20 protein-coding genes and 1 pseudogene are annotated in these 25253 nt (G+C 66.5%); 10 read left to right on the forward strand and 11 right to left on the reverse strand.

The window, feature by feature from the left end:
* Positions 1-86 precede the first annotated feature (86 nt).
* A complete protein-coding gene (gene tsf, locus C2862_RS17325) occupies positions 87-995 on the reverse strand; it encodes a translation elongation factor Ts (protein WP_136221393.1) in 909 nt (302 codons plus the stop codon).
* A gap of 150 nt (positions 996-1145) precedes the next feature.
* Positions 1146-1895, reverse strand: coding sequence for a 30S ribosomal protein S2 (gene rpsB, locus C2862_RS17330; RefSeq protein WP_136221394.1), 750 nt, complete (start codon positions 1893-1895; stop codon positions 1146-1148).
* 327 nt (positions 1896-2222) lie between these two features.
* Here rpsB and map point away from each other — a divergent pair, with 327 nt between their 5' ends.
* From map to C2862_RS17365, 7 genes are all read left to right on the forward strand, one after another.
* Positions 2223-3047 carry a type I methionyl aminopeptidase gene (gene map, locus C2862_RS17335; RefSeq protein WP_136221395.1) on the forward strand — a complete coding sequence of 275 codons (825 nt, stop codon included), beginning with the start codon at positions 2223-2225 and terminating at the stop codon, positions 3045-3047.
* A 4-nt stretch (positions 3048-3051) separates the two neighbouring features.
* Entirely contained in the window at positions 3052-5634 is a 2583-nt protein-coding gene (locus C2862_RS17340; RefSeq protein ID WP_136221396.1) for a [protein-PII] uridylyltransferase, read from the forward strand.
* Between the two features lie 35 nt (positions 5635-5669).
* Complete coding sequence (locus tag C2862_RS17345; protein ID WP_136221397.1) at positions 5670-6416, forward strand: pseudouridine synthase; 747 nt, start codon at positions 5670-5672, stop codon at positions 6414-6416.
* Positions 6417-6547: 131 nt separating this feature from the next.
* Positions 6548-7405, forward strand: a complete 858-nt coding sequence (locus C2862_RS17350) for a phosphate/phosphite/phosphonate ABC transporter substrate-binding protein (protein ID WP_136221398.1) — start codon at positions 6548-6550, stop codon at positions 7403-7405.
* A gap of 16 nt (positions 7406-7421) precedes the next feature.
* On the forward strand, positions 7422-10220 hold the full coding sequence (locus C2862_RS17355; protein WP_210736030.1) for an EAL domain-containing protein: 2799 nt from the start codon (positions 7422-7424) through the stop codon (positions 10218-10220).
* 231 nt (positions 10221-10451) lie between these two features.
* A complete protein-coding gene (locus C2862_RS17360) occupies positions 10452-11951 on the forward strand; it encodes a peptide MFS transporter (protein ID WP_210736032.1) in 1500 nt (499 codons plus the stop codon).
* 50 nt (positions 11952-12001) lie between these two features.
* Positions 12002-12544 (forward strand): GNAT family N-acetyltransferase, encoded by a 543-nt coding sequence (locus tag C2862_RS17365; RefSeq protein WP_136221400.1) that lies wholly within the window; start codon positions 12002-12004, stop codon positions 12542-12544.
* Positions 12545-12551: 7 nt separating this feature from the next.
* Here the strand turns inward: C2862_RS17365 and C2862_RS17370 are convergent, their stop codons facing one another.
* Entirely contained in the window at positions 12552-14117 is a 1566-nt protein-coding gene (locus C2862_RS17370; RefSeq protein WP_136221401.1) for a class I adenylate-forming enzyme family protein, read from the reverse strand.
* Between the two features lie 50 nt (positions 14118-14167).
* On the reverse strand, positions 14168-14944 hold the full coding sequence (locus C2862_RS17375) for a crotonase/enoyl-CoA hydratase family protein (RefSeq protein WP_136221402.1): 777 nt from the start codon (positions 14942-14944) through the stop codon (positions 14168-14170).
* A gap of 189 nt (positions 14945-15133) precedes the next feature.
* Here C2862_RS17375 and C2862_RS26010 point away from each other — a divergent pair.
* Positions 15134-15187: pseudogene (locus tag C2862_RS26010) on the forward strand (hypothetical protein); the annotation flags it as partial.
* Positions 15188-15260: 73 nt separating this feature from the next.
* On the forward strand, positions 15261-15830 hold the full coding sequence (locus C2862_RS17380) for a hypothetical protein (RefSeq protein ID WP_229467486.1): 570 nt from the start codon (positions 15261-15263) through the stop codon (positions 15828-15830).
* A gap of 1 nt (position 15831) precedes the next feature.
* On the opposite strand, the gene C2862_RS17385 is transcribed toward C2862_RS17380, so the two are convergent.
* Genes C2862_RS17385 through C2862_RS17395 form a run of 3 tightly spaced genes read right to left on the reverse strand, consistent with a single transcriptional unit; the run spans position 15832 to position 19077 of the window.
* A complete protein-coding gene (locus tag C2862_RS17385; RefSeq protein ID WP_136221403.1) occupies positions 15832-17181 on the reverse strand; it encodes an ATP-binding protein in 1350 nt (449 codons plus the stop codon).
* Positions 17182-17193: 12 nt separating this feature from the next.
* The gene (locus C2862_RS17390; RefSeq protein ID WP_136221404.1) at positions 17194-18663 is read right to left on the reverse strand and encodes an ATPase domain-containing protein; all 1470 of its coding nucleotides are present in this window, start codon (positions 18661-18663) and stop codon (positions 17194-17196) included.
* Complete coding sequence (locus tag C2862_RS17395; RefSeq protein WP_136221405.1) at positions 18664-19077, reverse strand: hypothetical protein; 414 nt, start codon at positions 19075-19077, stop codon at positions 18664-18666.
* Positions 19078-19286: 209 nt separating this feature from the next.
* Here C2862_RS17395 and C2862_RS17400 point away from each other — a divergent pair, with 209 nt between their 5' ends.
* Positions 19287-21062: a DUF885 family protein gene (locus C2862_RS17400; protein WP_229467487.1), complete on the forward strand. Its 1776-nt coding sequence runs from the start codon at positions 19287-19289 to the stop codon at positions 21060-21062.
* A gap of 23 nt (positions 21063-21085) precedes the next feature.
* Here C2862_RS17400 and C2862_RS17405 read toward each other — a convergent pair whose 3' ends face one another.
* Genes C2862_RS17405 through ligA form a run of 4 tightly spaced genes read right to left on the reverse strand, consistent with a single transcriptional unit; the run spans position 21086 to position 25224 of the window.
* Positions 21086-21448 carry a hypothetical protein gene (locus C2862_RS17405; protein ID WP_136221406.1) on the reverse strand — a complete coding sequence of 121 codons (363 nt, stop codon included), beginning with the start codon at positions 21446-21448 and terminating at the stop codon, positions 21086-21088.
* Entirely contained in the window at positions 21448-21984 is a 537-nt protein-coding gene (gene def / locus C2862_RS17410) for a peptide deformylase (RefSeq protein ID WP_136221407.1), read from the reverse strand. The genes C2862_RS17405 and def overlap by 1 nt, the downstream gene beginning before the upstream one ends.
* Positions 21971-22870 carry a UTP--glucose-1-phosphate uridylyltransferase GalU gene (gene galU, locus C2862_RS17415; protein WP_136221408.1) on the reverse strand — a complete coding sequence of 300 codons (900 nt, stop codon included), beginning with the start codon at positions 22868-22870 and terminating at the stop codon, positions 21971-21973. The genes def and galU overlap by 14 nt, the downstream gene beginning before the upstream one ends.
* 23 nt (positions 22871-22893) lie before the next feature.
* Positions 22894-25224: an NAD-dependent DNA ligase LigA gene (ligA, locus tag C2862_RS17420; protein ID WP_373888262.1), complete on the reverse strand. Its 2331-nt coding sequence runs from the start codon at positions 25222-25224 to the stop codon at positions 22894-22896.
* Positions 25225-25253: the final 29 nt, after the last annotated feature.

Here is a 25253-nt window from a genome sequence, read left to right on the forward strand (position 1 = left end):
CGCCGTCGTACGGCGCGCACGCCGTACGAACCCATCGCGTATAAAACGACGGGTTAAAAAAACGGGCCTTGCGGCCCGCTTTCACATTACTGCTTGTTGGCAGCCATCTGGGCTGCGACTTCTGCTGCGAAGTCGTCGACCTTCTTCTCGATGCCCTCGCCCACGACGTACATCGTGAACGACTTCACCGTGGTGTTGGTGGCCTTCAGCATCTGCTCGATCGACTGCTTGTCGTTCTTCACGAACGCCTGGTTCAGCAGCGACACTTCCTTCAGGTACTTCTGGACCGAACCTTCGAGGCGCTTGGCCAGGATTTCCGGCGACTGGGCCGGCTTGCCTTCGGCGGCGGCCTTCTCGGCATCTTCCTGGGCCTTCAGCTGGGCAACCGAACGCTCTTTCTCGATCAGTTCAGCAGGCACTTGCTCCGACGACAGAGCGACCGGCTTCATCGCGGCGATGTGCATCGCGACGTCCTTGCCGACCTGCTCGTCCGCGCCTTCGTATTCGACCATGACGCCGATACGGGTGCCGTGCAGGTAGGAAGCCAGCTTGCCGGTGGTGTCGAAACGCTGGAAGCGGCGCACGGTCATATTTTCACCGATTTTGCCGATCAGTGCCGAACGCAGCGCGTCGAAGGTCTGGCCGCCGGCGTCCAGTTGCGACAGGGCAGCGACGTCCGCTGGGTTCTGCTCAGCAACCAGCTTGGCTGCCAGGTTGGCCATGGCCAGGAACTCGTCGTTCTTGGCGACGAAGTCGGTTTCGCTGTTGATCTCGACCAGCGCGCCGACGTTGCCGGCGATGTAGGTCGCAACCACGCCTTCGGCGGTCACGCGCGACGAGGCCTTCGAGGCCTTGCCGCCCAGCTTGACGCGCAGGATCTCTTCGGCACGGCCCATGTCGCCTTCGGCTTCGGTCAGGGCCTTCTTGCATTCCATCATAGGCGCATCGGTCTTCGCGCGCAGTTCACCCACCATCGCTGCAGTAATCGCTGCCATGTTTTTCTCCCAAAATGTGTTCAGTGTCGCGGATGTTCGCTAAAAACATCCACACGATAATTTCTTGCTAATTCGGTGTTTAAAAAAAGGGGTGCGCAGCCATGGCCCAGCACCCCTTTCTACGCGGCGAGCGTCATGCCCGCCTACGATTTATGCCTGCTCGGAGACTTCGACGAAGTCGTCGCCGCCGGCCTTGACCATCTCAACGACTTCGTTGGTGGCGTTGGCACGGCCTTCCAGGATCGCATCGGCGACGCCGCGTGCGTACAGGGTGATGGCCTTCGACGAGTCGTCGTTGCCAGGGATCACGTGGGTGACGCCTTCTGGCGAGTGGTTGGTATCGACCACGCCGATGACCGGGATGCCCAGCTTGCCGGCTTCGGTGATGGCGCCCTTGTGGTAGCCGACGTCGACGACGAAGATTGCGTCAGGCACGCCGCCCAGTTCCTTGATGCCGCCGATCGACTTCTTCAGCTTTTCCATTTCGCGCGAGAACATCAGCGCTTCTTTCTTCGACAGCTTCTCGACCGAACCGTCTTCCACTTGCGCTTCCATGTCTTTCAGGCGCTTGATCGAGGTCTTGATGGTCTTGAAGTTGGTCAGCATGCCGCCCAGCCAGCGCTGGTCGACGTAAGGAACACCAGCGCGCTGGGCTTCAGCGGCGATGATGTCGCGCGCCTGGCGCTTGGTGCCGACCATCAGGATAGTGCCGCGGTTGGCCGAGATCTGCTTGATGGTTTTCATCGCATCCTGGTACATCGCCATGGTCTTTTCCAGGTTGATGATGTGGATCTTGTTGCGATGACCGAAGATGAACGGTGCCATCTTTGGGTTCCAGAAACGGGTCTGGTGGCCGAAGTGAATACCGGCTTCCAGCATTTCGCGCATAGTAACGGACATGTAATTCTCCAGGGTTAAGTCTTGAATAACGGCCAGTCACCATAAAGGCACCCTTGTCGGCCGCATTCGCGATTTGTTAAATAAATAGTCTACTCAGTGAGCAACTGAGCAACATTGCCGGACCTCAGCCCAAGCAACCCGAGATTCTAGCGGGATTCAGTCCGTTTTTCAAGCGTAACAATGTATGCGCGGCGGGTGGGACGGAACGGCCGGGCTCCTCTCTTCGGCAGGGGCAGTACGCATACCTTATAATGTCGGCATCCTGGCCGCGCTCCGAAACACTGAAACATACGCGCCGGCCCTCACCGAACGAATACCGAACCGCTTATGTCCATCTCCATCAAGACTCCGGAAGAAATCGAAGGCATGCGCCTGGCCGGCCGCCTCGGCGCCGAAGTGCTCGACTACATCACGCCTTTCGTGAAACCGGGCGTCACCACGGGCGAGCTCGACCGCCTGTGCCACGAATACATGACTAACGTGCAAGGCACCGTGCCGGCGCCGCTGAACTACGCGCCGCCCGGCTACCCGCCCTTCCCGAAAGCCGTCTGCACCTCGGTCAACGACGTGATCTGCCACGGCATTCCCGGCGACAAGGTGCTGAAAAGCGGCGACGCCGTCAACATCGACGTCACCGTGATCACCAAGGACGGCTTCCACGGCGACAACAGCCGCATGTTCCTGGTCGGCGAACCCTCGATCCTGGCGCGCCGCCTCTCGGAAGTGACCTATGAATGCATGTGGCTGGGCATCTCGAAGGTGAAACCGGGCGCGCATCTGGGCGACATCGGTTTTGCAATCCAGCAGCATGCCGAAAAGAACGGTTACAGCGTGGTGCGCGAATTCTGCGGTCACGGCATCGGCAAGGTCTTCCACGAAGAGCCGCAGGTGCTGCACTACGGCAAACCCGGCACCCTGGAAAAGCTGGAGGCGGGCATGATCTTCACGATCGAGCCGATGATCAACGCCGGCCGCCGCGAGATCAAGGAAATGCCGGACGGCTGGACCATCAAGACGAAGGACCGCAGCCTCTCGGCCCAGTGGGAACACATGATCCTCGTGACCGAGACCGGCTACGAGATCCTGACCCAATCGGCCGGCACGCCGCCACCGCCGGCGATCGTCGCCAACAAAGACGCGGTCCCGGCCTAAGCCCATGTCCACCGCCGCGCAGCTCGAGCAGGCCCGCCCCGAACTCAAGGGCCGTCTGAAGTCCGAACGGCAAGCGCTGTTCCACGCCTTCGGCGCGGACGGCAAGCCGGAAAAGCTGCTGCGCGGCCTGCGCCAGAGCGTCGACGCCATCCTGACCGACGCCTGGCTTGCTGCGCGCCTACCCGCCAACACGGCCCTGGTCGGCGTCGGCGGCTACGGGCGCGGCGAACTCTTCCCCTATTCCGACGTCGACCTGCTGATCCTGCTCGGCGCCCCGCCGGACGCCATCACCCAGGCCAAGCTGGAAGGCCTGGTGCAGCTGCTGTGGGACCTGGGCCTGGAGATCGGGCACAGCATCCGGACCGTGGACGAATGCCTGCAGGAGTCCGCCGCCGACATCACGGTCCAGACCTCGCTGCTGGAAGCGCGCCTGGTCACAGGCGACGCCGGCCTGTTCGCCCAGCTGGAAGAACGCTACCGCGCCGCCCTCGACCCGCAAGCCTTCTTCCAGGCCAAGACCGCCGAGATGCGCCTGCGCCACGCCAAGTACGAGTACACGGCCTTCGCGCTGGAGCCGAACTGCAAGGAGAGCCCGGGCGCCCTGCGCGACCTGCAGGTGATCCTGTGGGTGGCCAAGGCGGCTGGCCTGGCGAACTCCTGGGGCCAGCTCGCCACGCGCGAACTGATCACCCAGGACGAAGCGCGCCAGCTAATGGAAAAGGAGCGCGCCTTCAAGGACATCCGCATCCGCCTGCACCTGCACACCAAGCGGCGCGAAGACCGCCTGCTGTTCGACGTGCAGACGGCGATCGCCGAATCCTTCGGTCTCACCGGAGATGCGCCCGGCCCCGGCGCGCGCCGCGCCAGCGAATACCTGATGCAGCGCTACTACTGGGCGGCCAAGACGGTCACCCAGCTGAACACCATCCTGCTGCAGAACATCGAGGCGCGCCTGTTCCCGCAGCCGACCGTGCCGGTGCCGATCAACGATTGCTTCAATGATGTCGGCGGCTTCATCGACATCGTGCGCGACGACACCTTCGAGACCACGCCGTCCTCCATCCTGTCGATTTTCGTGACCATGACCGAGCGCCCCGAGATCAAGGGCATGACGGCGCGCACCACGCGCGCGCTCTGGCATGCGCGCAACCTGATCGACGAGGACTTCCGCGCCGACCCGCAGAACCGCGCCAACTTCCTGCGCGTGTTGAAAGCGCCGCAAGGCCTGGTGCACGCGCTGCGCCGCATGAACGACTTCGGCGTGTTGGGGCGCTACCTGCCGAACTTCCGCAATATCGTCGGCCAGATGCAGCACGACCTGTTCCACGTGTACACCGTGGACCAGCACATCATGATGGTGGTGCGTAACCTGCGCCGCTTCACGATGGCCGAACACGCCCACGAATACCCCTTCTGCAGCCAGCTGGTCGCCAATTTCCGCGACCGCTGGCTGCTGTACGTGGCCGCCCTCTTCCACGATATCGCCAAAGGCCGCGGCGGCGACCATTCGGAGCTGGGGAAGGAAGACGCCGCGGAGTTCTGCCGCGACCACGGCCTGAGCGAAGCGGACACCGAGCTGGTGGTCTTCCTGGTCGAGCAGCACCTGACCATGTCGCAGGTGGCGCAGAAGCAGGACCTGTCGGACCCGGACGTGATCCAGGCCTTTGCCGCCGTAGTCAAGGACGAGCGCCACCTGACCGCGCTCTACCTCTTGACCGTGGCCGACATCCGCGGCACCAGTCCGAAAGTGTGGAATGCCTGGAAGGCCAAGCTACTGGAAGATTTGTACCGCGTCACGCTGCGCGTGCTGGGCGGCGAGCCGCATTCGGCCGACCGCGAACTGCGCATGCGCCAGCAGGAAGCGCTGGCGACCCTGCGCCTGTTCGGCCTGCCCGCGAACGCGCACGAAGCGCTGTGGGACCAGCTCGACGTGGTCTATTTTCTCCGCCACGACGCCTCCGACATCGCCTGGCAGACGCGCTGCCTGTACGACAAGATCAAGAGCACCAGGCCGGTCGTGAAAGCGCGCCTGGCGCCGGCCGGCGCCGGCCTGCAGGTGGCTGTCTTCGTAAAAGACCAGCCCGACCTGTTCGCGCGCATCTGCAGCTACTTCGACCGCAAGAACTTCAGCATCCTGGATGCGAAGATCCATACCACGCGGGACGGCTATGCGCTCGACAGCTTCCTCGTCACCGAAGAGAACTTCGCGCGCAACTACCGCGACATCATCAGCTTGATCGAGCACGAGCTGTGCGAGCTCCTGACCTCGAACGCGCCGCTGCCGCCGCCGACGCGCGGGCGCCTGTCGCGCCTGTCGCGCCACTTCCCGGTCGCGCCGAGCGTGGAACTGCGCCCGGACGAGCGCGGCCAGCACTACCTGCTCTCGATCGCGGCCAACGACCGCACCGGCCTGTTGTATGCGATCGCCAACGTGCTGACGCGCTACCGCATCAACCTGCACACGGCCAAGATCATGACCCTGGGCGAGCGCGTCGAGGACGTCTTCCTGGTCGACGGCCCCAACCTGAACAACCCGCGCGTGCTGGTGCAGCTCGAAACCGAGCTGCTCGACGCGCTGGCGATCTGAAACAACCTGTCTCACTTATTACTTGATCCTGACTCATGACCGAACCGCTCCGCCTCTCCAAACGAATGTCCGAACTGGGCCTGTGCTCGCGCCGCGAAGCCGATGAATGGATCGCGCGCGGCTGGGTGCGGGTGGATGGCAAGGTCGTCTCGGAGCTGGGCAGCAAGGTCCTGCCGAGCCAGCGCATCACCGTCGAGCGCCAGGCCGCGGCCGAGCAGTCCAAGCGCGTCACGGTCCTGATCAACAAGCCGGTCGGCTACGTGTCGGGCCAGGCCGAGGACGGCTACACGCCGGCCGTCGCCCTGATCAAGCCGGAAAACCGCTGGGCCGAGGATCCCTCCACCGAACAGTTCCACCCGACCCAGCTGCGTTCGCTGGTACCGGCCGGGCGCCTTGACATCGATTCCGTGGGCCTGCTGGTGCTGACCCAGGACGGCCGCATCGCCAAGCAGCTGATCGGCCAGGACACCAGCATCGACAAGGAATACCTGGTCCGCGTGGAATACACGAAGCCGGGCAAGCTGCCGGATTCGGACCTGAAAAAGCTGAACCACGGCCTCTGGATGGACGGCAAACCCCTGCTGCCGGCCAAGGTGCGCTGGCAGAACGAGGACCAGCTCAGCTTTACCCTGAAAGAAGGCAAGAAGCGCCAGATCCGCCGCATGTGCGACATGGTCGGCCTGAAAGTCGTCGGCCTGAAGCGCGTGCGCATCGGCCGCGTCAAGCTGGGCGATTTGCCGGTCGGGCAGTGGCGCTATCTGCAGCCGGACGAGCAGTTCTGAACGGCGGCGCCGTTCGGGGATGGTGGCTTTACAACAGGAATAAGTTGCATTACGGAATTTTCCGTTTCCTTCTGGTATAGTCACGAGCTTCGCGTATTCCGCGCCGCCTCCTGCTTTTCATTACCATGCGCATGTTTCGCCCAGCCGGCCTCGGGCCATTCCTGGCTGTCGCCCTGGCCGCCGTCCTTGCCGCGCCGGCCGCCGTGGCCGCCGACGCCCCGGCCTACAATTTCTCGCCGGTCAACCAGTACAACCTGAAGGTGTCCGCCAGCTTCTGGAACCCGATCGTGCGCTACGTCTCGCACAAAAGCGGCGTGCGCCTGAACCTGAAACTCGGCCGCACCTCGGCCGACACCACCAGCTTCGTGCTCGCGCGCGAAGTCGATTTCGCCTTCACCAACCACCTGTTCAGCCCCGAGCGCATGAAGATGGGCTGGACCGTGTTCGGCCGGCGCGATGCGGCGCCGGTCCAGGCCCAGATCGTGGTGCCCGCCGATTCGCCCGTGCACAGCCTGGCCGACCTGGCCGGCAGCACGGTCGTCTTTCCCGGTCCCGAGGCCCTGATCGCCTACAAGGTGCCCTACGCCCAGCTCCTGCGCGACAAGATCGCGGTCACCACCGTCTTTGCCGGCAACATGGATGCCGCCTTCACCCAGCTCTTCAGCGGACGCGCCAAGGCGGCCGGCGCCAATTCGCAGCTGGTGCAGAATTACGCGGCGCGCGAGAACAAGGCCTTCCGCGTGCTGTGGAGCTCGGCGCCGTTCAACGACCTGGCGCTGATGGCCTCGAACCGGGTGGCCCCAGGCCAGCTGCGCGCCGTGGCCCAGGCCTTCCTCGGCATGGACAAGGATCCGGAGGGCCGCAGGATCCTGCAGGCTGCCGGTGAACTGGTGCGTGCGCCGGAACCGGTGCGCTTCGTCGCCGCCAGCGACGCCGACTACGCGGCCTACCACCAGTTCTACCAGGCCGCGCCGGCCGAGCTGCGCTGACCTGATGTTATCGATCGTGCTGCGCCTCCTCCACCGGCTGCTCCCGCGTTCGCTCGTCGGCCGCGTGTTCGCCCTGTTCGCCGTGAGCATGCTGGTCTTCGTCGGTGTCGGCATGGGGATGTTCTACCGCCACCAGTACCTGCAGCACATCGAGGAAACCCAGAACAACGCCGCGACGCTGGTCGAACTGGCGGCCCAGGCGGTCGAGGACAGCGCCCTGATCGGCGACTACGACACCGTCAAGCGCACCCTGTCCACCATGATGAAGCAGTCGCCCTTCGCCAGCGCCGCCTTCATCGACGTCGGCGGCGCCACCATCCGCGTCGAGGCCGTGCGCGATGCCGGCCTGGCGCCGGCGCCGGGCTGGCTGCTGGACCATGTCGGCGGCGAACTCTACGACGTGAACCGCGTGGTCGCCGTGGGCGGCAAGGACTACGGCGTGCTGCGCCTGCACTTCGACGAGCGCAAGCTGGCCTCGCAACTGTGGCTGCTGCTGGTGCAGTCGACCAGCCTGGCGGCGCTCGTGCTGGCGATCAGCCTGGCGCTTGCGCGCACCCTGCTGGCGCGCTGGCTGAAAGGCCTGGACAGCCTGCGCTTCCACGGCATCGATGCCGCCATCCATCCCGACGCCCCGCTCGAGATCCAGGCGGCGATCCAGGCCATGAACCGCAGCGCCGCCAGCATGCGCGACGAATACGGCCAGCGCATCGCGGACCTGATGAATTCCCTGGTCCAGCACAAGAGCGCGCTCGACCAGGCGGCCATCGTCAGCGAAGTCGACCGCGACGGCATCGTCACCGCCGTCAACGACCAGTTCGTGCGCGCGTCCAGCCGTGCGCGCGAGGAGCTGGTCGGCCGCCCGCTGGCCCAGGCCGGCGCGAGCTGGGCGCCGTCAAGCACGGTCTGGCGCGGCGAAGTCGCGGTGCCGGGCCGCGACGGCGAGCGCCAGTGGTACCGCACCATCGTGCCCATCCTCGACGCCGCGACCAGTATCGAGAAGTACATCTGCATCGATTTCGATATCAGCGAGCGCAAGGAATTCGAGGACGCCATCGTGCGCAATGCGATGCGCCAGGGCCTGCTCGCGCGCCTGGGCCGCAAGGCGCTGGAAGCCGGCCCGCTGCCCGAGCTGTTCGAGATGGCGGCGCGCCTGGCCTGCGACGGCCTGGGTGCGCGCCATGCGGCGCTGTTCGCATTCGACCGCGAGTCCGGCACCGCCTGCCTGCAGGCCTCGCGCGGCTTCCCGTCCAACACCCGCGCCACGCCCTTCCCCTGCGGCGCCGGCCTGGAAGCCAGCGAAGCCCTGGCGCGCTGGACCACAGGCCTGCTCGGCTTCGACGACGCCGGCAGCACGATCGACGCGGTGGTGATCTGCGCCGGCCGCCCGTTCGGCGCGCTGGCTGTCTACGCGCCCGAGACCCGCACCTTCCAGGAAGACGAAGAAGCCTTCCTCAACGGCCTGGGCAACATCTTGGCCACCGCCGTCGAGCGCGAGGAAGCGCGCAAGCGCCTGACCTGGCTGGCCCAGTTCGACACGCTGACCGGCCTGCCGAACCGGCACCGCCTCGGCGTCTGCCTGGAAGCGGCCATTGTCGATGCCGCCGCCGGCCGGCGCCGCGCCGGCGTGATGTTCATCGACCTCGACCGCTTCAAGAGCGTCAACGACATGCTCGGCCATAGCGCCGGCGACGAACTGCTGGTGCAGGCCGGCGCGCGCCTGCGGGACTGCGTGCGCAGCGGCGACGTGGTGGCGCGCCTGGGTGGCGACGAATTCGCCGTGGTGCTGCCGCAGCTGGGGCCTGCCGGCGAAGCCGAGGACATCGCGCGCCGCATCGTCGACGCGCTGGCCGAGCCCTTCCTGCTGCAGGGCCAGCAGCTGTTCGTCTCGGCCAGCGTCGGCATCGCGGCTTATCCGGACGACGGCATCGACGCCGCCACCCTGCTGAAAAGCGCCGACACGGCGATGTACAGCGCCAAGCAGAACGGCCGCAACAACTTCCAGTTCTATCTCGCCGAGATGAACGCCAACGCCGCGCTGCGCCTGCAGACCGAGCACCAGCTGCACCTGGCCCTCGAGCGCGGCGAGTTCGAGCTGCACTACCAGCCCAAGGTCCAGCTGGCGACGGGCGCCGTCAGCGGCTTCGAAGCCCTGCTGCGCTGGCGCCATCCCGAGCGCGGCCTGGTCGCGCCTTTCGAATTCATCTCCATCCTCGAGGAGACGGGCCTGATCCTGCCGGTGGGCGAATGGGTGATCGCCGAAGTCTGCCGCCAGATCGGCGCCTGGTCGGCGCGCTATCCGAGCGTGCCGCCGGTGGCGATCAACCTGTCGGCGCGCCAGCTCGGCCACGCGGGCCTGCCGCAGACGGTACGCGGGATCGTCGACGCGGCCGGCGTCGACCCGGGCCTGCTCGAATTCGAGCTGACCGAATCGATGCTGATGGAAGATCCGGAAGCGGCGGTACGCATCCTCAGCGACCTCAAGTCCCAGGGCATGCGCCTGTCGGTCGACGATTTCGGCACCGGCTATTCGAGCCTGGCCTATTTGAAACGCTTCCCGCTGGACGCGCTGAAGATCGATCGCACTTTTGTCCGCGACCTGCCGGGCGACAGCGACGACGCGGCGATCACCAAGGCGGTGATCAGCCTGGCGCACAGCCTGAACCTGAAGGTGGTGGCCGAGGGCGTGGAGACCATCGGGCACGTGGATGCGCTGCGGGCGTATGGCTGCGACGAGATCCAGGGGTATTACATTGGCAAGCCGGTGCCGGCGGCGGCATGTGCACCTCTGCTGCAACCGGAATCCTTGGTCGCGTAGGGGTCATTGCGGCCAATGGCCGCAATGACGGGTTCACTGGGCATGCCCGCGCGTGAACTTCGCGCCGTGTTGGCTTCGCTCCCGGAAAGACCCCGCCAACACGATGCGGGCGGCACGCGCGGGCATGCCCGCCCTACGGATATTGCCTATTCCCCTGCCCTCGCGTAGCATGCAACGGCTTGCTTCCGGTCACGAGCTGGAATCGACAGTCAACAATTCCAAGGAGAAAACTTGAAAACGGAAATCCTCCCGTACAGCCAGACCCGCTCGTTCGTGACCGTCTGGATGATCGAGCTGTGGGAACGCTTCGGCTACTACGGCATGCAGGCGCTGATCGTCTACTTCATGGTCCAGCGCATGGGCTTCGAAGACAGCCGCGCCAACCTGGTCTGGGGCGCCGCGGCGGCCCTGATCTACGTCGCACCGGCCATCGGCGGCTGGATCGGCGACAAGGTGCTGGGCACCAAACGCTGCATGGTGCTGGGCGCCATGATCCTCTCGCTCGGCTACGCCCTGATGGCGGTGCCGACGACCAATACCTGGTTCCTGTTCTCGGCGCTGGGCGTGATCGTGGTCGGCAACGGCCTGTTCAAGCCAAACACCGCCAACCTGGTGCGCAAGATCTACGAAGGCGACGATTCGAAGATCGACAGCGCCTTCACCATGTACTACATGGCCGTCAACGTCGGCTCGACCTTCTCGATGCTGGCCACGCCGGCGATCAAGGATTACTTCAACGCGGCCCACGGCAGCGAAATCGGCTGGCACATCGCCTATGGCGTCTGCAGCGTCGGCCTGATGATCGGCATCCTGACCCTCCTGATGATGCGCGCCACCATCCGCCACGTCGGCTCCCTCCCTGACGAACGTCCGCTCGACATGGGCAAGCTCGCCATGGTGCTGGGCGGCGGCGTGGTCGCCGTCGGCGTGTCGGCCGTGATCCTGCAGTACCAGAGCATCGCCCGTGTCTTCGTCTACCTGGCCGGCGTCGTCGTGCTGGGCATCTTCGTGCACCTGATCAGGAAGAGCGAGCAGAGCGAACGCGCCGGCCTGATCGCGGCCCTGGTCTTGACCTTGCAGACCGTGTTCTTCTTCATCTTCTACCAGCAGATGAGCACCTCGCTCTCGCTGTTCGCCCTGCGTAACGTCGACCTCGAATTCAATGTGCTGGGCGCCCACCTGTGGACCTGGTCGCCGGCCCAGTTCCAGGCCCTGAACGCGATCTGGATCATGGTCCTGAGCCCGGTCCTGGCCCTGGTCTACACCCGCGCCGGCCGCACCGGCAAGGACCTGTCGATCGCCGGCAAGTTCGCGCTCGGCTTCACCGTGGTTGCCGCCGGCTTCTTCACCTACGGCTTCGCCGGCCAGTTCGCCGTGAACGGCCTGACCTCGTCCTGGATCATGATCGCCGGCTATGGCCTGTATTCGCTGGGCGAACTGCTGGTCTCCGGCCTGGGCCTGGCCATGGTGGCGCGCTACGTGCCGGCACGCATGGGCGGCTTCATGATGGGCGCCTATTTTGTCGCCACCGGCATCTCGCAATACCTGGGCGGCGTGGTCGCGAACATGGCCAGCGTCCCGCAAGGCATGACCGATCCGCTGCAGACCCTGCCGATTTACACCAGCCTGTTCAACAAGCTGGGCATCGCCGCCGTGATCTGCACCCTGATCGCGCTGGCCGTGCTGCCGATGATGCGGCGCCTGACGGCGACGCATAACGCGCACCAGTAAGCGCGCAATGAAGGGCCGGTTCGCCGGCCCTTTTTTATGTCGGAACACCCATGACAATTCTGAGCACCGAACGCCTGCGCCTGGAACCGATCGACGATCATCACTTCGACGGCCTGCAGGCCATGAACCGTCTGCCCGAGGTGATGCGTTTCATCACGGGCGCGCCCGAAACGCCGGAACAGACCCGCCGCATGATCGCACTCCTCAAGGAACGCTGGGCGCACCATGGCTTCTCGTGGTGGGCCTTCATCGAGCGCGAGACCGATCGCCTGGTCGGCGCCGGCTGCATCCAGCACCTGGGGCGCGATCCGGCCAGCCCGCACGAGATCGGCTGGCGCCTGGTGCCGGACAAGTGGGGACAGGGATTGGCCCTGGAAGCTGCGCAAGCGATGGCCGGCTGGGCCTTCGAGGCCTTCGAGGCCTTGGAGGCGCCGCTGCTGGTCGCGGTCTGCCTCCCGGAGAACGCGAATTCGGCCCGTGTGATGCAAAAACTCGGGATGCGCTACCGCGGCGAAGAGACCTGGTACGAACGGCCGCACGCCACGTGGGAGATCACGCGCCAGGCGTGGCAGGAGCGGTCCGCCACGCCATAAGCCGCGCCTATCCGCGCAAGGAATCGCGCAAGGCCTTGCGGTTCATCTTGCCCACCGTCGTTTTCGGCAGGCTGCCTGCGAACACGATGCGGCGCGGCTTCTTGTAGGAGGCGAGCGCCGCGCCGACGTGGGCGATCAGTTCCGCTTCGCTCGGCTGGTGCCCTGCCCGCAGCACCACCACCGCCGTCACCGCTTCCACCCACTTCTCGTCGGGCAGGCCGACCACCGCGCACTCGCGCACCGCAGGGTGGGTCAGCAGCGCATTTTCCACCTCGCTCGGATAGACGTTGTAGCCGCCGCTGATGATCATGTCCGAGGTCCGGTCCTTCAGGCGCAGGAAACCCCGTTCGTCGAACACGCCGATGTCGCGCGTGCGCACCCAGCCGCCTTCGACGAAGGTGTCGGCATTCAGTTCCGCCGCGTTGTGATAACCCTTGAAGGCCGAGGGGGCGCGCACGGTGATTTCGCCTGGCGTGCCGGGCGCGGCCTCGCGGCCGTCAGCATCGAGCAAGCGGATCTCGACATCGCCGGCGGGCTGGCCGCAGCTGTCGAGCAGTTCATCGACGTGGTCCTCGGGCCGCAGCACCGTCAGGCACAGCGGTACTTCGGTCTGGCCATAGTACTGCCAGAAGCGCTCCCGGCCCCAGGCGGCCATGGCGCGCTCGATCACGGCGCGCGGCATCGGCGAGGCGCCGTAGATCACGTATTTCAGCGACGTGACATCGAGGCCTGCGGCATCCGGATGCTCGAACAGCATCTGCAGCATGGTCGGCACCAGGTTGATGGCGGTGGCGCGGTGCTGCTCGATCGCGCGCAGGAAGGCGCCCGGCTCGAAGCCCGGCAGGATCACGGTGCGCCCGCCGCGCAGCCAGAACGGCAGCACGAAGACGCCGCTGGCGTGGATCAGCGAGGCCGCGTGCAGCATGACGTCGTCCGCCGTCGCATTCAACAGGTTGGTCAGGACATTGCGGCAGATGGCCGCGAAAGTGGACTGGGTGTGCTGGGCCGCCTTCAGGGTGCCGGTGGTGCCCGAGGTGTAGAGGGTCAGCACGACGTCGTCGGGCTCGATGTCGATGCGCGGCGCCTCGCTCGGGAAGGCATCCAGGTGCTGGAGGAAATCGGGCGCCGGGGTGGCGAACTGACCGCCGCTGGCGCCAATGCCGACGCAGCGCAGGCCGGGCAGCGCCGCGGCCAGGGCGGCGGCCTGCTCGGCCAGGCCCGGACCGAAGACCAGGCTGGTACAGCCGGCTTCCCGCAGCATACGCGTATGCTCGGCCAGCGAGAGCCGGGTGTTCAGCGGCACCCGGTTCATGCCCGCCTTCACGCAGGCGAAATCGACCGGTACGCGGTACAGCCCGTTATTCAGCAGCAGGCCGATCCGGCTACGCTGCGGGGCCAGCCCCAGCAGCGCATGGGCGAGGCGGCTGCTGACGGCATCGACCTCGGCAAAACTCATCGTCTGCTCGCCGAAGACGATGGCGGTGCGCGGCCCGTGCTGCAGCGCCCCGCGCCGGATCAGTTCGAGATAGGTCGGGCCCTGCGCCCGCCCGCTCTGCTTCGATTCCCCTTGCATCGATGTCTCCTGTCTGCGTTGATGTGATTACCGGGCCGGTGCTGCGTGTCTCAGGATTGGTAACTGCCGTGGCGCCCTGCGCCTCCGACGAATTCGCTGGCGCCGGCCAGCCCTTCGGCAAAGACCACCGGTGTGCCGCGCGCGCCTTCCTGGCGCAGCGCCTCCGGCAGCGGCAGGTCCCACTGCGCGTAGGCGGAACTGCGGTCGGCCAGCATGCAGGCCTGCGGGAAGGCCGCGATGGCGTGCGCCAGATCGCAGGCGCGGTCGAGGGCCTTGCCGGGCGGGGCGAGGTAGTTCACCAGGCCCATGCCGAGCGCCTCGGGCGCGCCCACCGGACGGCCGGTCAGGATCATGTCCAGCGCACGTCCCATGCCGATCACGCGCGGCAGGCGCACCGTGCCGCCGTCGATCAGGGGCACGCCCCAGCGCCGGCAGAACACGCCGAACACCGCGTCCTCGTCCGCCACGCGCAGGTCGGCCAGCAGCGCCAGTTCCAGGCCGCCGGCCACGGCGTAACCGCTGACGGCCGCGATCAGGGGCTTCGACAAGGCCATGCGGGTCGGCCCCATCGGGCCGCTGCCGCCGCCGCTCGGATCGAGTTCGTTGCGCAGGGCCGGGTTGGCGACCGCGGCCAGGTCGGCGCCGGCGCAGAAGTTGCCGCCGGCCCCGGACAGCACCGCCACGCGCAGCGCGGGATCGCGCTCGAAGCGCTCAAAAGCGGCGCGCAGCGCCACCGCGGTCGGTCCGTCGACGGCGTTGCGGCAGTCGGGACGGTTGATCGTGATCGCGCAGACGGCGCCATCGGTCGTGAACAGGATGTCTTTCAAAGCCTGCCTTCTATTGCTTTCCAATCGGTAATAAGGAGATACTAAGAATTGTTTCCTTATTACGCAACCGTGGACATGACCTGTAATATCGCGCGCTCCCAGCCCAAGGCGCCGGAGGTGATCCTCGACCTCCTGATCGCCAACGGGACCGCCCTCTCCTCGCACGTGCTGTGCCGCGCCGGCGCCGTCATGGGGCTGAGCGAGACGGCGGTGCGCGTGGCGCTGAACCGCCTGTGCGAACAGGGCAAGCTGCGCCAGCCGGCGCGCGGGGTGTATGCGATCAGCCCGGGGGCGCGGCCGCTGTTCGGCGACGTCGATGCGTGGCGGCGCAAGGGTAGCGGGATGGTGGCGTGGCACGGCGACTGGGTGGGCGGTGCACGACAGCCTGGTCCAGCGCGCGGACAAGACCGCGTGGCGCCGTCACTGCCTGGCCCTGGCCCTGCGCGGCTTCGCCCAGTTCGAGCCCGGCCTGCACCTGCGCCCGGACAACCTGGAAGGCGGCGTCGAAGGGCTGCGTACGCGCCTGCCGGGACTGGGCCTGGCGCCGCAGGCGACGCTGTTTCGCCTGACCGGCCTGGACGAAGCGGGCCAGGCGCGGGCCAGAAGCTTGTGGAAAACGGAAGCGCTGGAACGTCGATACGTCGCCGTGGCCGGCGCGCTGGAGGCCCACACGGCGCACATGCGCGAGGATGGGGTCGTCGAGGCCTTGCGCGAGTCCCTGTTGCTGGGACGCGAGGCAATCGGCCTGCTCGTGCGCGATCCGCTGCTGCCGCCCGAACTGATGGCGCTTGACGCGCGCCAGATCCTGATGGCCGCGGCGGCGCGCTACCAGGACGCGGCGCGGGACCTGTGGCGCACGTGGATAAGCGGGATCGTCCCGGGATGAATCAGGCGCGCGCCGCCACCAGTGCCAGCAGCGCGTCCGGGCTGACCGGCTTCACCAGGTAGTGGTCGAAGCCGGCGGCCGTGGCGCGGGCGCGGTCCTCGAGCTGGCCGTAGCCGGACAGGCCGATCGCCACCGGACGCGCGCCGGCGTCCGAAGCACGCAGGCGGCTCATGACCTCCAGGCCATCCATGCCGGGCAGGCCGATGTCGCAGACGACGACGTCGAAGTCCTGGCCGAGCAGCGCGTCGAGGCCGGCCTGGCCGTCGCGCGCCGTCGCCACCTCGTGCCCTTCCATATCGAGGAAGGCTTTCAGGGTTTCGCAGGCATCGGGGTTGTCTTCGATGATCAGGACCCGGCAACGGCCACCGGACAGGCTTGCGGGTGACGGCAGCACCGGGGCGGCCGCCGGCAAGGCGCAGCTGGGCAGGCGCAGGGTGAAGCGGCTGCCCTGCCCGACACCCGGACTGTCGGCCGTGATCGTGCCGCCATGCATGCTCACCAGGTTGCGCACCACGTTCAGGCCCACGCCCAGTCCCCCTTCCGAGCGCGCCAGCGAGCGCGGTCCCTGGGTGAACAGGTCGAAGATATGCGGCAGCACTTCCGGGGCGATGCCGGTGCCGTTGTCGGCGACCACGGCGACGATCTCCTCGCCTTCGCGGCGCACGCTGAGCGAAATATGTCCGCCGTCGCCCGTGTATTTCGAGGCATTGCCGATCAGGTTCGTGAACACCTGGGTCAGGCGCACACGGTCGCCGCGGGCAGCGATTTCCTCCTTGGGGAGATCGAGCGTGAATTCCTGGCTGCGCTCGGCGATACGCGGCAACACGGTTTCCAGCGCCTGGTCGATCGTTTCCGAAAGCGACAGCGGTTCCAGGTTCAGGGTGATCTTGCCGCTGCTGATGCGCGCGGCGTCGAGCAGGTCGTCGAGCAGGGCCGCCATGTGGTCGACCTGGCGCCGGATGACTTTGGTGAAATTCAGCAGCTGCGGCGAGGCATTGGCCGAGCGTTCCAGCAGCATCGACGACATGCTGATCGGCACCAGCGGGTTGCGCAGTTCGTGCGCCAGCATGGCCAGGAATTCGTTCTGGCGCCGGTTGGCCGCTTCGGCATCGTCGCGCAGGGCCTGCTCGTTGATGGCCGCCAGCACCAGGTGCTCGTTGGCCTCACGCAGCCGCGCCACGCTTTTTTCGAGCTCTTCCTTGCCGGCCAGGGCCGCGCGCAGGCGCGCCACTTCCTGCTCCAGGCTGCCGATGTGGCGATGCAGGGCATCGGTGTAGACGTCGGGCGCGGCGCTGGCGTCCGTGGGATCAAGGGAACGCTGCATCGAACCGGTCTCGTCGTCGTGGAACATTCCCTGTACTCCTCATCTCGGTCCGACCGTCCGGACGCAGCCGCCGGCAAGTACGCCGGCCACCTCGGTGGCATCGCCGTCGATCTCGAGCCCGGCATCGGTGATCCGGTAGCCGCGCAAGTCCGTGCTGTGATCGCAGCCGCGCACCTTCACGACCGACATGAACTTCTGCAGCCGGCCGTCGACCTCGGCGTAACGCAGGGCCACGATCGCATCGGTCAGATAGGAGATGTTGGCCTGGCTGAAATGCAGTCCCGTGAAATCGTCGTCCACGCCGAGCGTGACCAGGGCCGTGACGCCATGCTTGGCGACCACGCTCAGCAGGCGGAACACGGCCTGGCGCAGGTCGGCGTGGAATTCCGGCGCCATGTAGAGCGCAAATTCGGACAGCGAATCGATCACCAGGCGGCGCGCGCCGGTGCGCTGCAGGGTGGCCTGGATCTCGTCGATCAGTTCGTCGACGGTGAGGTCGAGCAGGCGGCTTTCGACAATGGCGACGTGGCCGCCCTGGACCATTTCCGCCAGCTCGGCATTGCGCAGGCGCGGCGTGCCCTTCTCGAAATACACGGCCACGCCCTTCTCGCCCTGGTGCACCCCTTCCTGCAGGAAGCGGGTGGCGATGATGGTCTTGCCCGAACCGGTCGGCCCCGACACCAGCAGCGTGTGTCCCTGCGGCAGGCCGCCGTGCAGCAGCTCGTCCAGCCCGGGCACGCCGGTGGGAATGCGGTTCGGTTCGCGGTCGACGGCGACGCCCGGCTGGCGGTCGTCGGCCAGCGGCGGCAGGATGCGCGGGTAGGTGCGCAGGCCGTCGTCGGTGATGCGGAAGTTGTGCGAGCCGGCCAGGTGGGCGCGCCCGCGCATTTTGACGACGCGCATCTTGCGCACGACGGTGCTGTGCTCGTGCACCTGGGTCAGCGAAAGCATGCCGTCGGCCACCGTCATGATTGGATTGGCTTCCGGGTCGGTGTGCATGTATTCGCCGATCAGGAAGGTCGTTGCCTGCCAGCTCGTCATGCGGGTGCCCAGTTCCTGGATGAAGTACTGCAGGTCGGACACGCCCTCGTTGCCGGCCTTGGCGGTCTGGACCACGGAGCGGAAGGAATCGACGAACACCAGCGAGGGCGAGAAGGACTCGACCTCGGCCATGATGCGGTCGAGTACGCCGCTGAAATCGCCCGCGCGCAGGGTTTCGCCCAGGTTCACGTAACGGATCGCCGGCCCCACCTTTTTCACGTCGAAGAAGGAGAACTGCTGCTGGTAACGCAGCATCTTGAGGGGCGGCTCGCCCAGCACAGTGAAGAACAGCGCGCGCCGCTCGGGCGTGGCAAGGGCAAACATGATCTGGTGCGCCAGCGTCGTCTTGCCGCTGCCGGGCGGACCGGCCACGAGATTGAACGAAAACTCGGGAAGGCCTCCACCGAGAAGCGTGTCCAGTCCTGGCACACCGGTTTGCAAGAGCCCCAAGGCTACTTTATCGCTCATTTACTTCTGCTCCTGTCCATGCTTCTGCCCGTTTGCGCCTTCTTGTGCGACGTGTAACAGCTGTTGCGTTAGCGCTTCGCCGATCAAGTTACCCAGCAGCGTAGTGAAAGTGCCGAGCAGAACGCCATTCGCTTGCGCGGCGTGCTCGGGTCCGATCTCGTTCAGGGTTCTCGTCAGGGACATCAGCAGGTCGGCCACGGGCCGGGCGCTGTCACAGCTGCCCAGGCGCTCGAAGCGGACGGTCGACAAGCGCAATGCGCGCCCGAACAGGGCGCAAAATCCGCTTTCGCCGATCAGGGGCGTGAGCTGTTCGCTCAGGAGCAGCCAGGGCTCCACGAGTGCCGCGGTGCCGGTGCTATTGATCTCGTCGGCATCGTCGGGCGACCGTGGCCGCCGGCCTTCGTTGTGGTCCATGCTCGCTGTTCAGCTGTCGTTTGTTATATGTTCATCCGCCGTCTGGCCGGCTGAACATCGATTATAGAGGTAATACGGGCAATTTTTATTTTTTCATATGAAGAAGGGGCAAATTCCTACGCGTTCGATGGTTTCCGGACAAGTTTTTTAGCGGCGCAATTTTTTGTACGACATAATGCCATTCAGAAAAACAGACACGAGGGCGGGAGATGATGAAACACACCGTGGCCGCAGCGCTATGCGGAGGCATCCTGATGTGCGGACCGGCGCCGGCCGCCCCTGCCCGCGCAGCCCCTGCGCCTGCCGCCGCCGGCGCCGACGCGCGCTTCGCGGCGATCCACCGCGCCGAGTGGCAGTGGCGCGTCCAACAGCGTCTGGCGGACGACGATGCCGCCCGGGACGAGGTCAGCAGCGATTACCCGCATGTGGACGCCGCCTCGCAGGCGGCGCGCCTGGCGCACTGGCAAGACGTGCTGCGCCAGCTCGACGCCATCGACGCCGCCGCCCTGTCCGCATCCGGGAAGATCGATTACCAGGTCTACCGCGCCCAGATCGCCGCCTTTGTCGAGGAACTGCGCTTTCGCGAGTACGAGCAGCCTGTGAATGCCGACAGCGCCTTCTGGACCGACGTCACCTACGGCGCGCGCCAGCCCATCGCCAGTGCCGCCGGCTATCGCCGCTACCTGGCGCGCCTGGGCAAGCTGCCGCGCTACTTCGACGAACAGCTGGCCAACATGGGCGCGGGCCTGGCGCGCGGCTTCACGCCGCCGCGCGTGACCCTGGCCGGACGCGACGCGGCGCTGGCATCGGTGGCGGAAAGCGCGCCCGAGGCCACCGTCTTCTACCAGCCCTTCAAGGTGATGCCTGCCGCGATTCCCGCAGCCGAACAGGCGCTGCTGCGCGCGCAAGGCCTGGCCGCGATCCGCGAACACGTGCAGCCCGCGTATGCGCGCGTGCTGGCCTTCATGCGTTCCGATTACATGCCGCGTGCGCGCGAGGCACTGGCCGCGACCAGCCTCCCGGACGGACAAGCCTATTACCAGTCGAAGATCCTCGAGTTCACGACCACGAAGCTGAGCGCCGACGAGATCCACCGCATCGGTCTTGCCGAGATGGCGAAGATCCGCGCCGAGATGATGGAAACGATCCGCCAGTCGGGCTTCAAGGGCGACCTGCCCGCCTTCCTGGCCTATCTGCGCAGCGATCCGCAGTTCTACGCCAAGACGCCCGACGAACTGCTGATGCGCGCGGCCTGGATCGCCAAGAAGTTCGACGCGAAAGCGGGCCAGTACTTCGGCTACCTGCCGCGCCAGCGCTTCGCGATCCGCCCGGTGCCGCTAGAGCAGGCGCCCTACTACACGGCCGGCCGCGGCGGTCCCGGCGTCTACCTGGTCAACACCTGGAACCTGCCGGCGCGCGCCCTCTACAGCCTGCCCGCCCTGACCCTGCACGAATCGGCGCCCGGCCACGCCTTCCAGATGCCGGTGGCGCTGGAACAGAAAGGCGTGCCGCCCTTCCGCAGGGCCTACATTTCCGCCTTCGGCGAAGGCTGGGCCCTGTACGCCGAGCGCCTGGGCAGCGAGATGGGCATCTACGAGACGCCCTATGAGGTCTTCGGCATGCTCAGCTACCAGGCCTGGCGCGCCGCGCGCCTGGTGGTAGACACCGGCATCCACGCCAAGGGCTGGACCCGCGCGCAGGCCCAGGCCTACCTGCGCGAAAACACGGCGCTGTCCGAACACGAGGTGACGACGGAAGTCGACCGCTACATCTCCTGGCCAGGCCAGGCGCTGTCGTATTACCTGGGACAGATGGCGATCATGGAGGCACGCGCCAAGGCGGAAGAGGCGCTGGGCAGCAAGTTCGATATCCGCGCCTTCCACGATACCGTGCTGCAGCTGGGATCGGTGCCGCTGCCAGTGCTGGCGGCAAGGATCGACCGCTTCATTGCGGAGGGTGGGAAGAGTCCGTATCCGAAAGAATAGCGTGGGCGCGCACGCGGCCCGGATCAAACCTCACGCAGCCAGGCCTGCGCCGCATCGACATCGTCATAAAACACCCGATCCTCGCCCTCAAAGAAGGCGATGCGCGCCAGGTAGGCCAGCCGGGTTCCGGGCACCACGATCGCGCGGCGCAGCTTGATGCCGCCGAGCTGGCCGTCGAGCTCCTGCTGCATCAGGGCGATGTCCGCTCCGGGAGCAAGCATCGCGCGCGCGTCGTACAGCACACGGCGCAGGCCGGTCACATGCGCCAGTTCCAGCACGCGCAGCTGGCAGTCGCGCAGCATGGCTTCGTTCATCTCGCCTTGCGTCTCGACCAGCAGCAGGTCGCCACTGACGCGCACGTCCAGCATCTGTTCCTGCATCGCCATCAATCGTCCGCCGCCGGATCCAGCCCCGGGAACATCACCTCGGTAAACCCGAAGCGCGAAAAGTCCCGGATCCGCATCGGATACAGGATGCCCAGCAGATGGTCGACCTCGTGCTGTACCACGCGCGCATGGAAGCCTTCGGCGTCAACCCGGATCGGCTTGCCGTACTGGTCGACGCCCTCATAACGCAGGCGGGTATGGCGCGGCACGCTGCCGCGCAGGCCGGGGACCGAGAGGCAGCCTTCGAAGCCCTCTTCCATCTCGTCCGACAAAGGTGTCAGGACGGGGTTCAGGAGCACCGTTTCCGGCACTTCCGGCGCGTCCGGGTAGCGCAGGTTGTTCCGGAAGCCGAAGATCACCAGCTGCAGGTTGACGCCGATCTGCGGCGCGGCCAGGCCGGCGCCGTTCGCGGCGTGCATGGTATCGAACATGTCGGCCACCAGGGCCTCCAGTTCCGGCGTGCCGAATGCGGTGACGGGATCGGCCACGCGCAGCAGGCGCGGGTCGCCCATCTTCAGGATCTCACGTACTGCCATGTCCGTTCTCCTTTGCCAGCTTGGCCAGGAAAGCCTGGAAGCCCGCAGCCGTTTCCGGGTGCTTCAGGCCCATCGCCGTCGTCGCCTCCAGGTAGCCGAGCTTCGAACCGCAATCATAGCGCTGTCCGGCGTAGCGGTAGGCGAGCACGCGTTCGGCGCGCATCAGCGAGGCGATGCCGTCGGTGAGCTGGATCTCGCCCCCGGTGCCCGTGCCCAGGTTTTCCAGGTGGTCGAAGATCGCGCCCGACAGGACATAACGCCCGACCACGGCCAGGGTCGAGGGCGCCTCGTCCGGCAGCGGTTTCTCGACGATGTTCGAGACCAGCTCGAGATGCTTGCGATAGGCGTCGGCCTTGACGATGCCGTACTGGCGCGTGTTCTCGCGCGGGACGTCCTGCACCGCCAGCACGCTGCACTTCTCGTAGTCGTAGACCTCGGCCATCTGGGCCAGCACCGGCTTGGTGCCGCGCTCGGTATCCATGAAGTCGTCGGCCAGCAGCACGGCGAAGGGTTCGTTGCCGACCACAGGCCGCGCGCACAGCACCGCGTGGCCCAGGCCCAGCGGCGCCGACTGGCGGATGTAGATGCAGTTGACGTTCTTCGGGATCACGCCGCGCACCAGTTCGAGCAGGGCCTGCTTGTTGGCCGCTTCCAGTTCGGCCTCGAGTTCGTAGGCCTTGTCGAAATGGTCCTCGATGGCACGCTTGTTGCGGCCGGTGATGAAGATCATCTCGGTCACGCCGGCGGCGACCGCCTCCTCGACCGCGTACTGGATCAGCGGCTTGTCGACGATCGGCAGCATCTCCTTCGGCTGCGCCTTGGTGGCGGGAAGGAAGCGGCTGCCCAGGCCTGCTACAGGAAAGACGGCCTTGCGAATCTTGTTCATCGTTTGATCTCCTGCCTTGTTCTTTATTGGGCCTGCGCCTGGGCCAGCAGCGCCAGCAGGCCTGCCTCGTCGAGCACGGTCACGCCGAGCGATTCGGCCTTGGCCAGCTTGCTGCCCGCTTCCGCGCCGGCGACGACGTAGGAGGTCTTCTTCGATACCGAGCCCGACACCTTGCCGCCGGCGGCCTCGATCAGCGCGCCCGCTTCGTCGCGCGACATGGTCGGCAGCGTCCCGGTCAGCACGAAGGTCTGGCCGGCGAGGCCGCCCTGCACTTCTTCGCTTTGCTCCGGCAGCTGGGCGAGCAGTTCGCCGCGCAGGCTCGAGAGGGCCTGCAGCGTCTCGCGCCTGCCAGATTCGGCCATCCAGGCTTCCAGCGCCGCGACGTTCGCTTCCGGCAGGCCGAACACGCTGAACACGCGCAGGTGCGCCAGGTCTTCGAGCGTGCGCCCGGCCAGCAGCTGGCGCGCACGCGGCTCGGTCAGTTTCGGGATGCCGAGCGCGGCGAGCAGTTCGACCTCGTCCAGGCGTTCGCGCAGCGCGGCCTTGGGCGCATGCTCGCCGCTTGGCGCCACGCCGGCCGCCAGGAGCGCGTCGAGCGCGGCCTGGTTCTTCGGCTCGGCGAAGAAGTCGGCAATCGATTCGGCCACGGTCCCGCCAATGTCGGGCAGTACGCGCAGCAAGGCCGCCGGCGCGCGCCGCACCAGCGCCAGGGAACCGAGCCAGTCGGCCAGGGTCTTCGCGGTCGACTCGCCGACGTGGCGGATGCCGAGCGCGAACAGCAGGCGTTCGAGCGGCGGGTGCTTGCTGGCGGCGATCGCGTTCAGCAGGTTATCGGCCCACTTGGTCGGCACCTTGCCCTGCTTGACCGTCTCCGGCGTCGTGCCTTCACGCTCGTCGGCGAGGCGCTTCATCTTGAGCAGGTCGTCCAGGTTCAGTTTATACAGGTCGGCTACGCCGTGGATCAGGTTGCACTCGACCAGGCTGTCGATGTAGCGGTCGCCCAGGCCTTCGATGTCCATCATGCGGCGGCCGGCGAAGTGGCGGATCGCTTCCTTGCGCTGGGCGGCGCAGCTCAGGCCTCCCGAGCAGCGCGCGACGGATTCGCCTTCTTCACGCACCACGTGCGAGCCGCACACCGGACAGGTGCCCGGGAGCGTGTAGATCATCGGTTCAGGTTGCGGCCGGCGCTCCAGCACCACCGACAGCACCTCGGGAATCACGTCGCCCGCGCGGCGCACGACCACCGTGTCGCCCACGCGCACGTCTTTTCTCCGCACTTCGTCCTCGTTGTGCAGGGTCGCATTCGTGACGGTCACGCCGCCCACCGACACCGGCACCAGGCGCGCCACCGGCGTGATGGCGCCGGTACGGCCGACCTGAACGTCGATCGCCGAGACGACCGTCAGCGCTTCCTCGGCCGGGAATTTATGGGCCAGGGCGAAGCGCGGCGCGCGTGAAACGAAGCCGAGCTGGCGCTGGTCGGCCAGGCGGTCGACTTTATAGACGACACCGTCGATCTCGTAGGGCAGCGTTGGCCGCTTTTCTCCAATGCTGCGGTAGTAGTCGAGCAGGCCGTCGCGGCCTTTCACGACGGCGCGCTCCTTCGACACGGGCAGGCCGAGGCGGTCGAACCAGTCGAGCACGGCGGAATGCGATTCCGGCATGTCGGCGCCTTCCAGCAAGCCGATGCCATAGGCGAAGAAGCGGAGTTTACGCTGGGCCGTCATGCGGGCATCGAGCTGGCGCAGGCTGCCGGCGGCGGCATTCCTCGGATTGGCGAATTCCTTCTGGCCGGCCTCGCGCTGGCGCGCATTCAGCTTGGCGAAGTCGTCCTTGAACATCAGGACTTCGCCGCGCACTTCCAGGATGTCCGGGATGTCGCTCCCATGCAGGCGCAGCGGGATCACGCGCACGGTGCGGATGTTGGCGGTGACGTCCTCGCCCGTATAGCCGTCGCCGCGGGTGGCGGCCTGCACGAACACGCCCTTCTCGTAGCGCAGGCTCATGGCCAGGCCGTCGAACTTCAGTTCGGCGGCGTAATCGACCTCGCCCGCGTTCGGGTTCAGGTCCAGTCCTTCGCGCACGCGGCGGTCGAAGTTGTCGACGTCCTCATCCTGGAAGCCGTTGTTCAGCGAGAGCATCGGCACCGCGTGCGTCACCTGCTTGAACTCGGGGATGGGCGCGGCGCCCACGCGCGAAGTCGGCGTGTCGGGCGAGACGGCTTCCGGATGCTCGGCTTCCAGCGCCTGCAGTTCGCGGAACATGCGGTCGTACTCGGCGTCCGGAATCGTCGGCGCGTCGAGCACGTGGTAGTTGTAGATGTGGCGGTTCAGTTCCTCGACCAGCGCTTTCATGCGCGCCAGATAGTCAGCTTGCTCCGTCA

The sequence above is a fragment of the Massilia sp. Mn16-1_5 genome, from assembly GCF_004798585.1.
Lineage (GTDB): Bacteria > Pseudomonadota > Gammaproteobacteria > Burkholderiales > Burkholderiaceae_D > Telluria.

Excerpts from the sequence above, each read along its gene's own strand:
- C2862_RS17405 (WP_136221406.1), bottom strand. The coding sequence starts at position 21,448 with ATGGCGATGCAGGAACAGATGCTGGACGTGCGCGTCAGTGGCGACCTG.
- C2862_RS17400 (WP_229467487.1), top strand. The coding sequence starts at position 19,287 with ATGATGAAACACACCGTGGCCGCAGCGCTATGCGGAGGCATCCTGATG.
- def (WP_136221407.1), bottom strand. The coding sequence starts at position 21,984 with ATGGCAGTACGTGAGATCCTGAAGATGGGCGACCCGCGCCTGCTGCGC.
- C2862_RS17350 (WP_136221398.1), top strand. The coding sequence starts at position 6,548 with ATGTTTCGCCCAGCCGGCCTCGGGCCATTCCTGGCTGTCGCCCTGGCC.
- map (WP_136221395.1), top strand. The coding sequence starts at position 2,223 with ATGTCCATCTCCATCAAGACTCCGGAAGAAATCGAAGGCATGCGCCTG.
- C2862_RS17390 (WP_136221404.1), bottom strand. The coding sequence starts at position 18,663 with ATGAGCGATAAAGTAGCCTTGGGGCTCTTGCAAACCGGTGTGCCAGGA.
- C2862_RS17385 (WP_136221403.1), bottom strand. The coding sequence starts at position 17,181 with ATGTTCCACGACGACGAGACCGGTTCGATGCAGCGTTCCCTTGATCCC.
- rpsB (WP_136221394.1), bottom strand. The coding sequence starts at position 1,895 with ATGTCCGTTACTATGCGCGAAATGCTGGAAGCCGGTATTCACTTCGGC.
- C2862_RS17395 (WP_136221405.1), bottom strand. The coding sequence starts at position 19,077 with ATGGACCACAACGAAGGCCGGCGGCCACGGTCGCCCGACGATGCCGAC.
- C2862_RS17370 (WP_136221401.1), bottom strand. The coding sequence starts at position 14,117 with ATGCAAGGGGAATCGAAGCAGAGCGGGCGGGCGCAGGGCCCGACCTAT.
- C2862_RS17380 (WP_229467486.1), top strand. The coding sequence starts at position 15,261 with ATGCGTGGCGGCGCAAGGGTAGCGGGATGGTGGCGTGGCACGGCGACT.
- C2862_RS17365 (WP_136221400.1), top strand. The coding sequence starts at position 12,002 with ATGACAATTCTGAGCACCGAACGCCTGCGCCTGGAACCGATCGACGAT.
- C2862_RS17340 (WP_136221396.1), top strand. The coding sequence starts at position 3,052 with ATGTCCACCGCCGCGCAGCTCGAGCAGGCCCGCCCCGAACTCAAGGGC.
- C2862_RS17345 (WP_136221397.1), top strand. The coding sequence starts at position 5,670 with ATGACCGAACCGCTCCGCCTCTCCAAACGAATGTCCGAACTGGGCCTG.
- galU (WP_136221408.1), bottom strand. The coding sequence starts at position 22,870 with ATGAACAAGATTCGCAAGGCCGTCTTTCCTGTAGCAGGCCTGGGCAGC.
- tsf (WP_136221393.1), bottom strand. The coding sequence starts at position 995 with ATGGCAGCGATTACTGCAGCGATGGTGGGTGAACTGCGCGCGAAGACC.
- ligA (WP_373888262.1), bottom strand. The coding sequence starts at position 25,224 with ATGAAAGCGCTGGTCGAGGAACTGAACCGCCACATCTACAACTACCAC.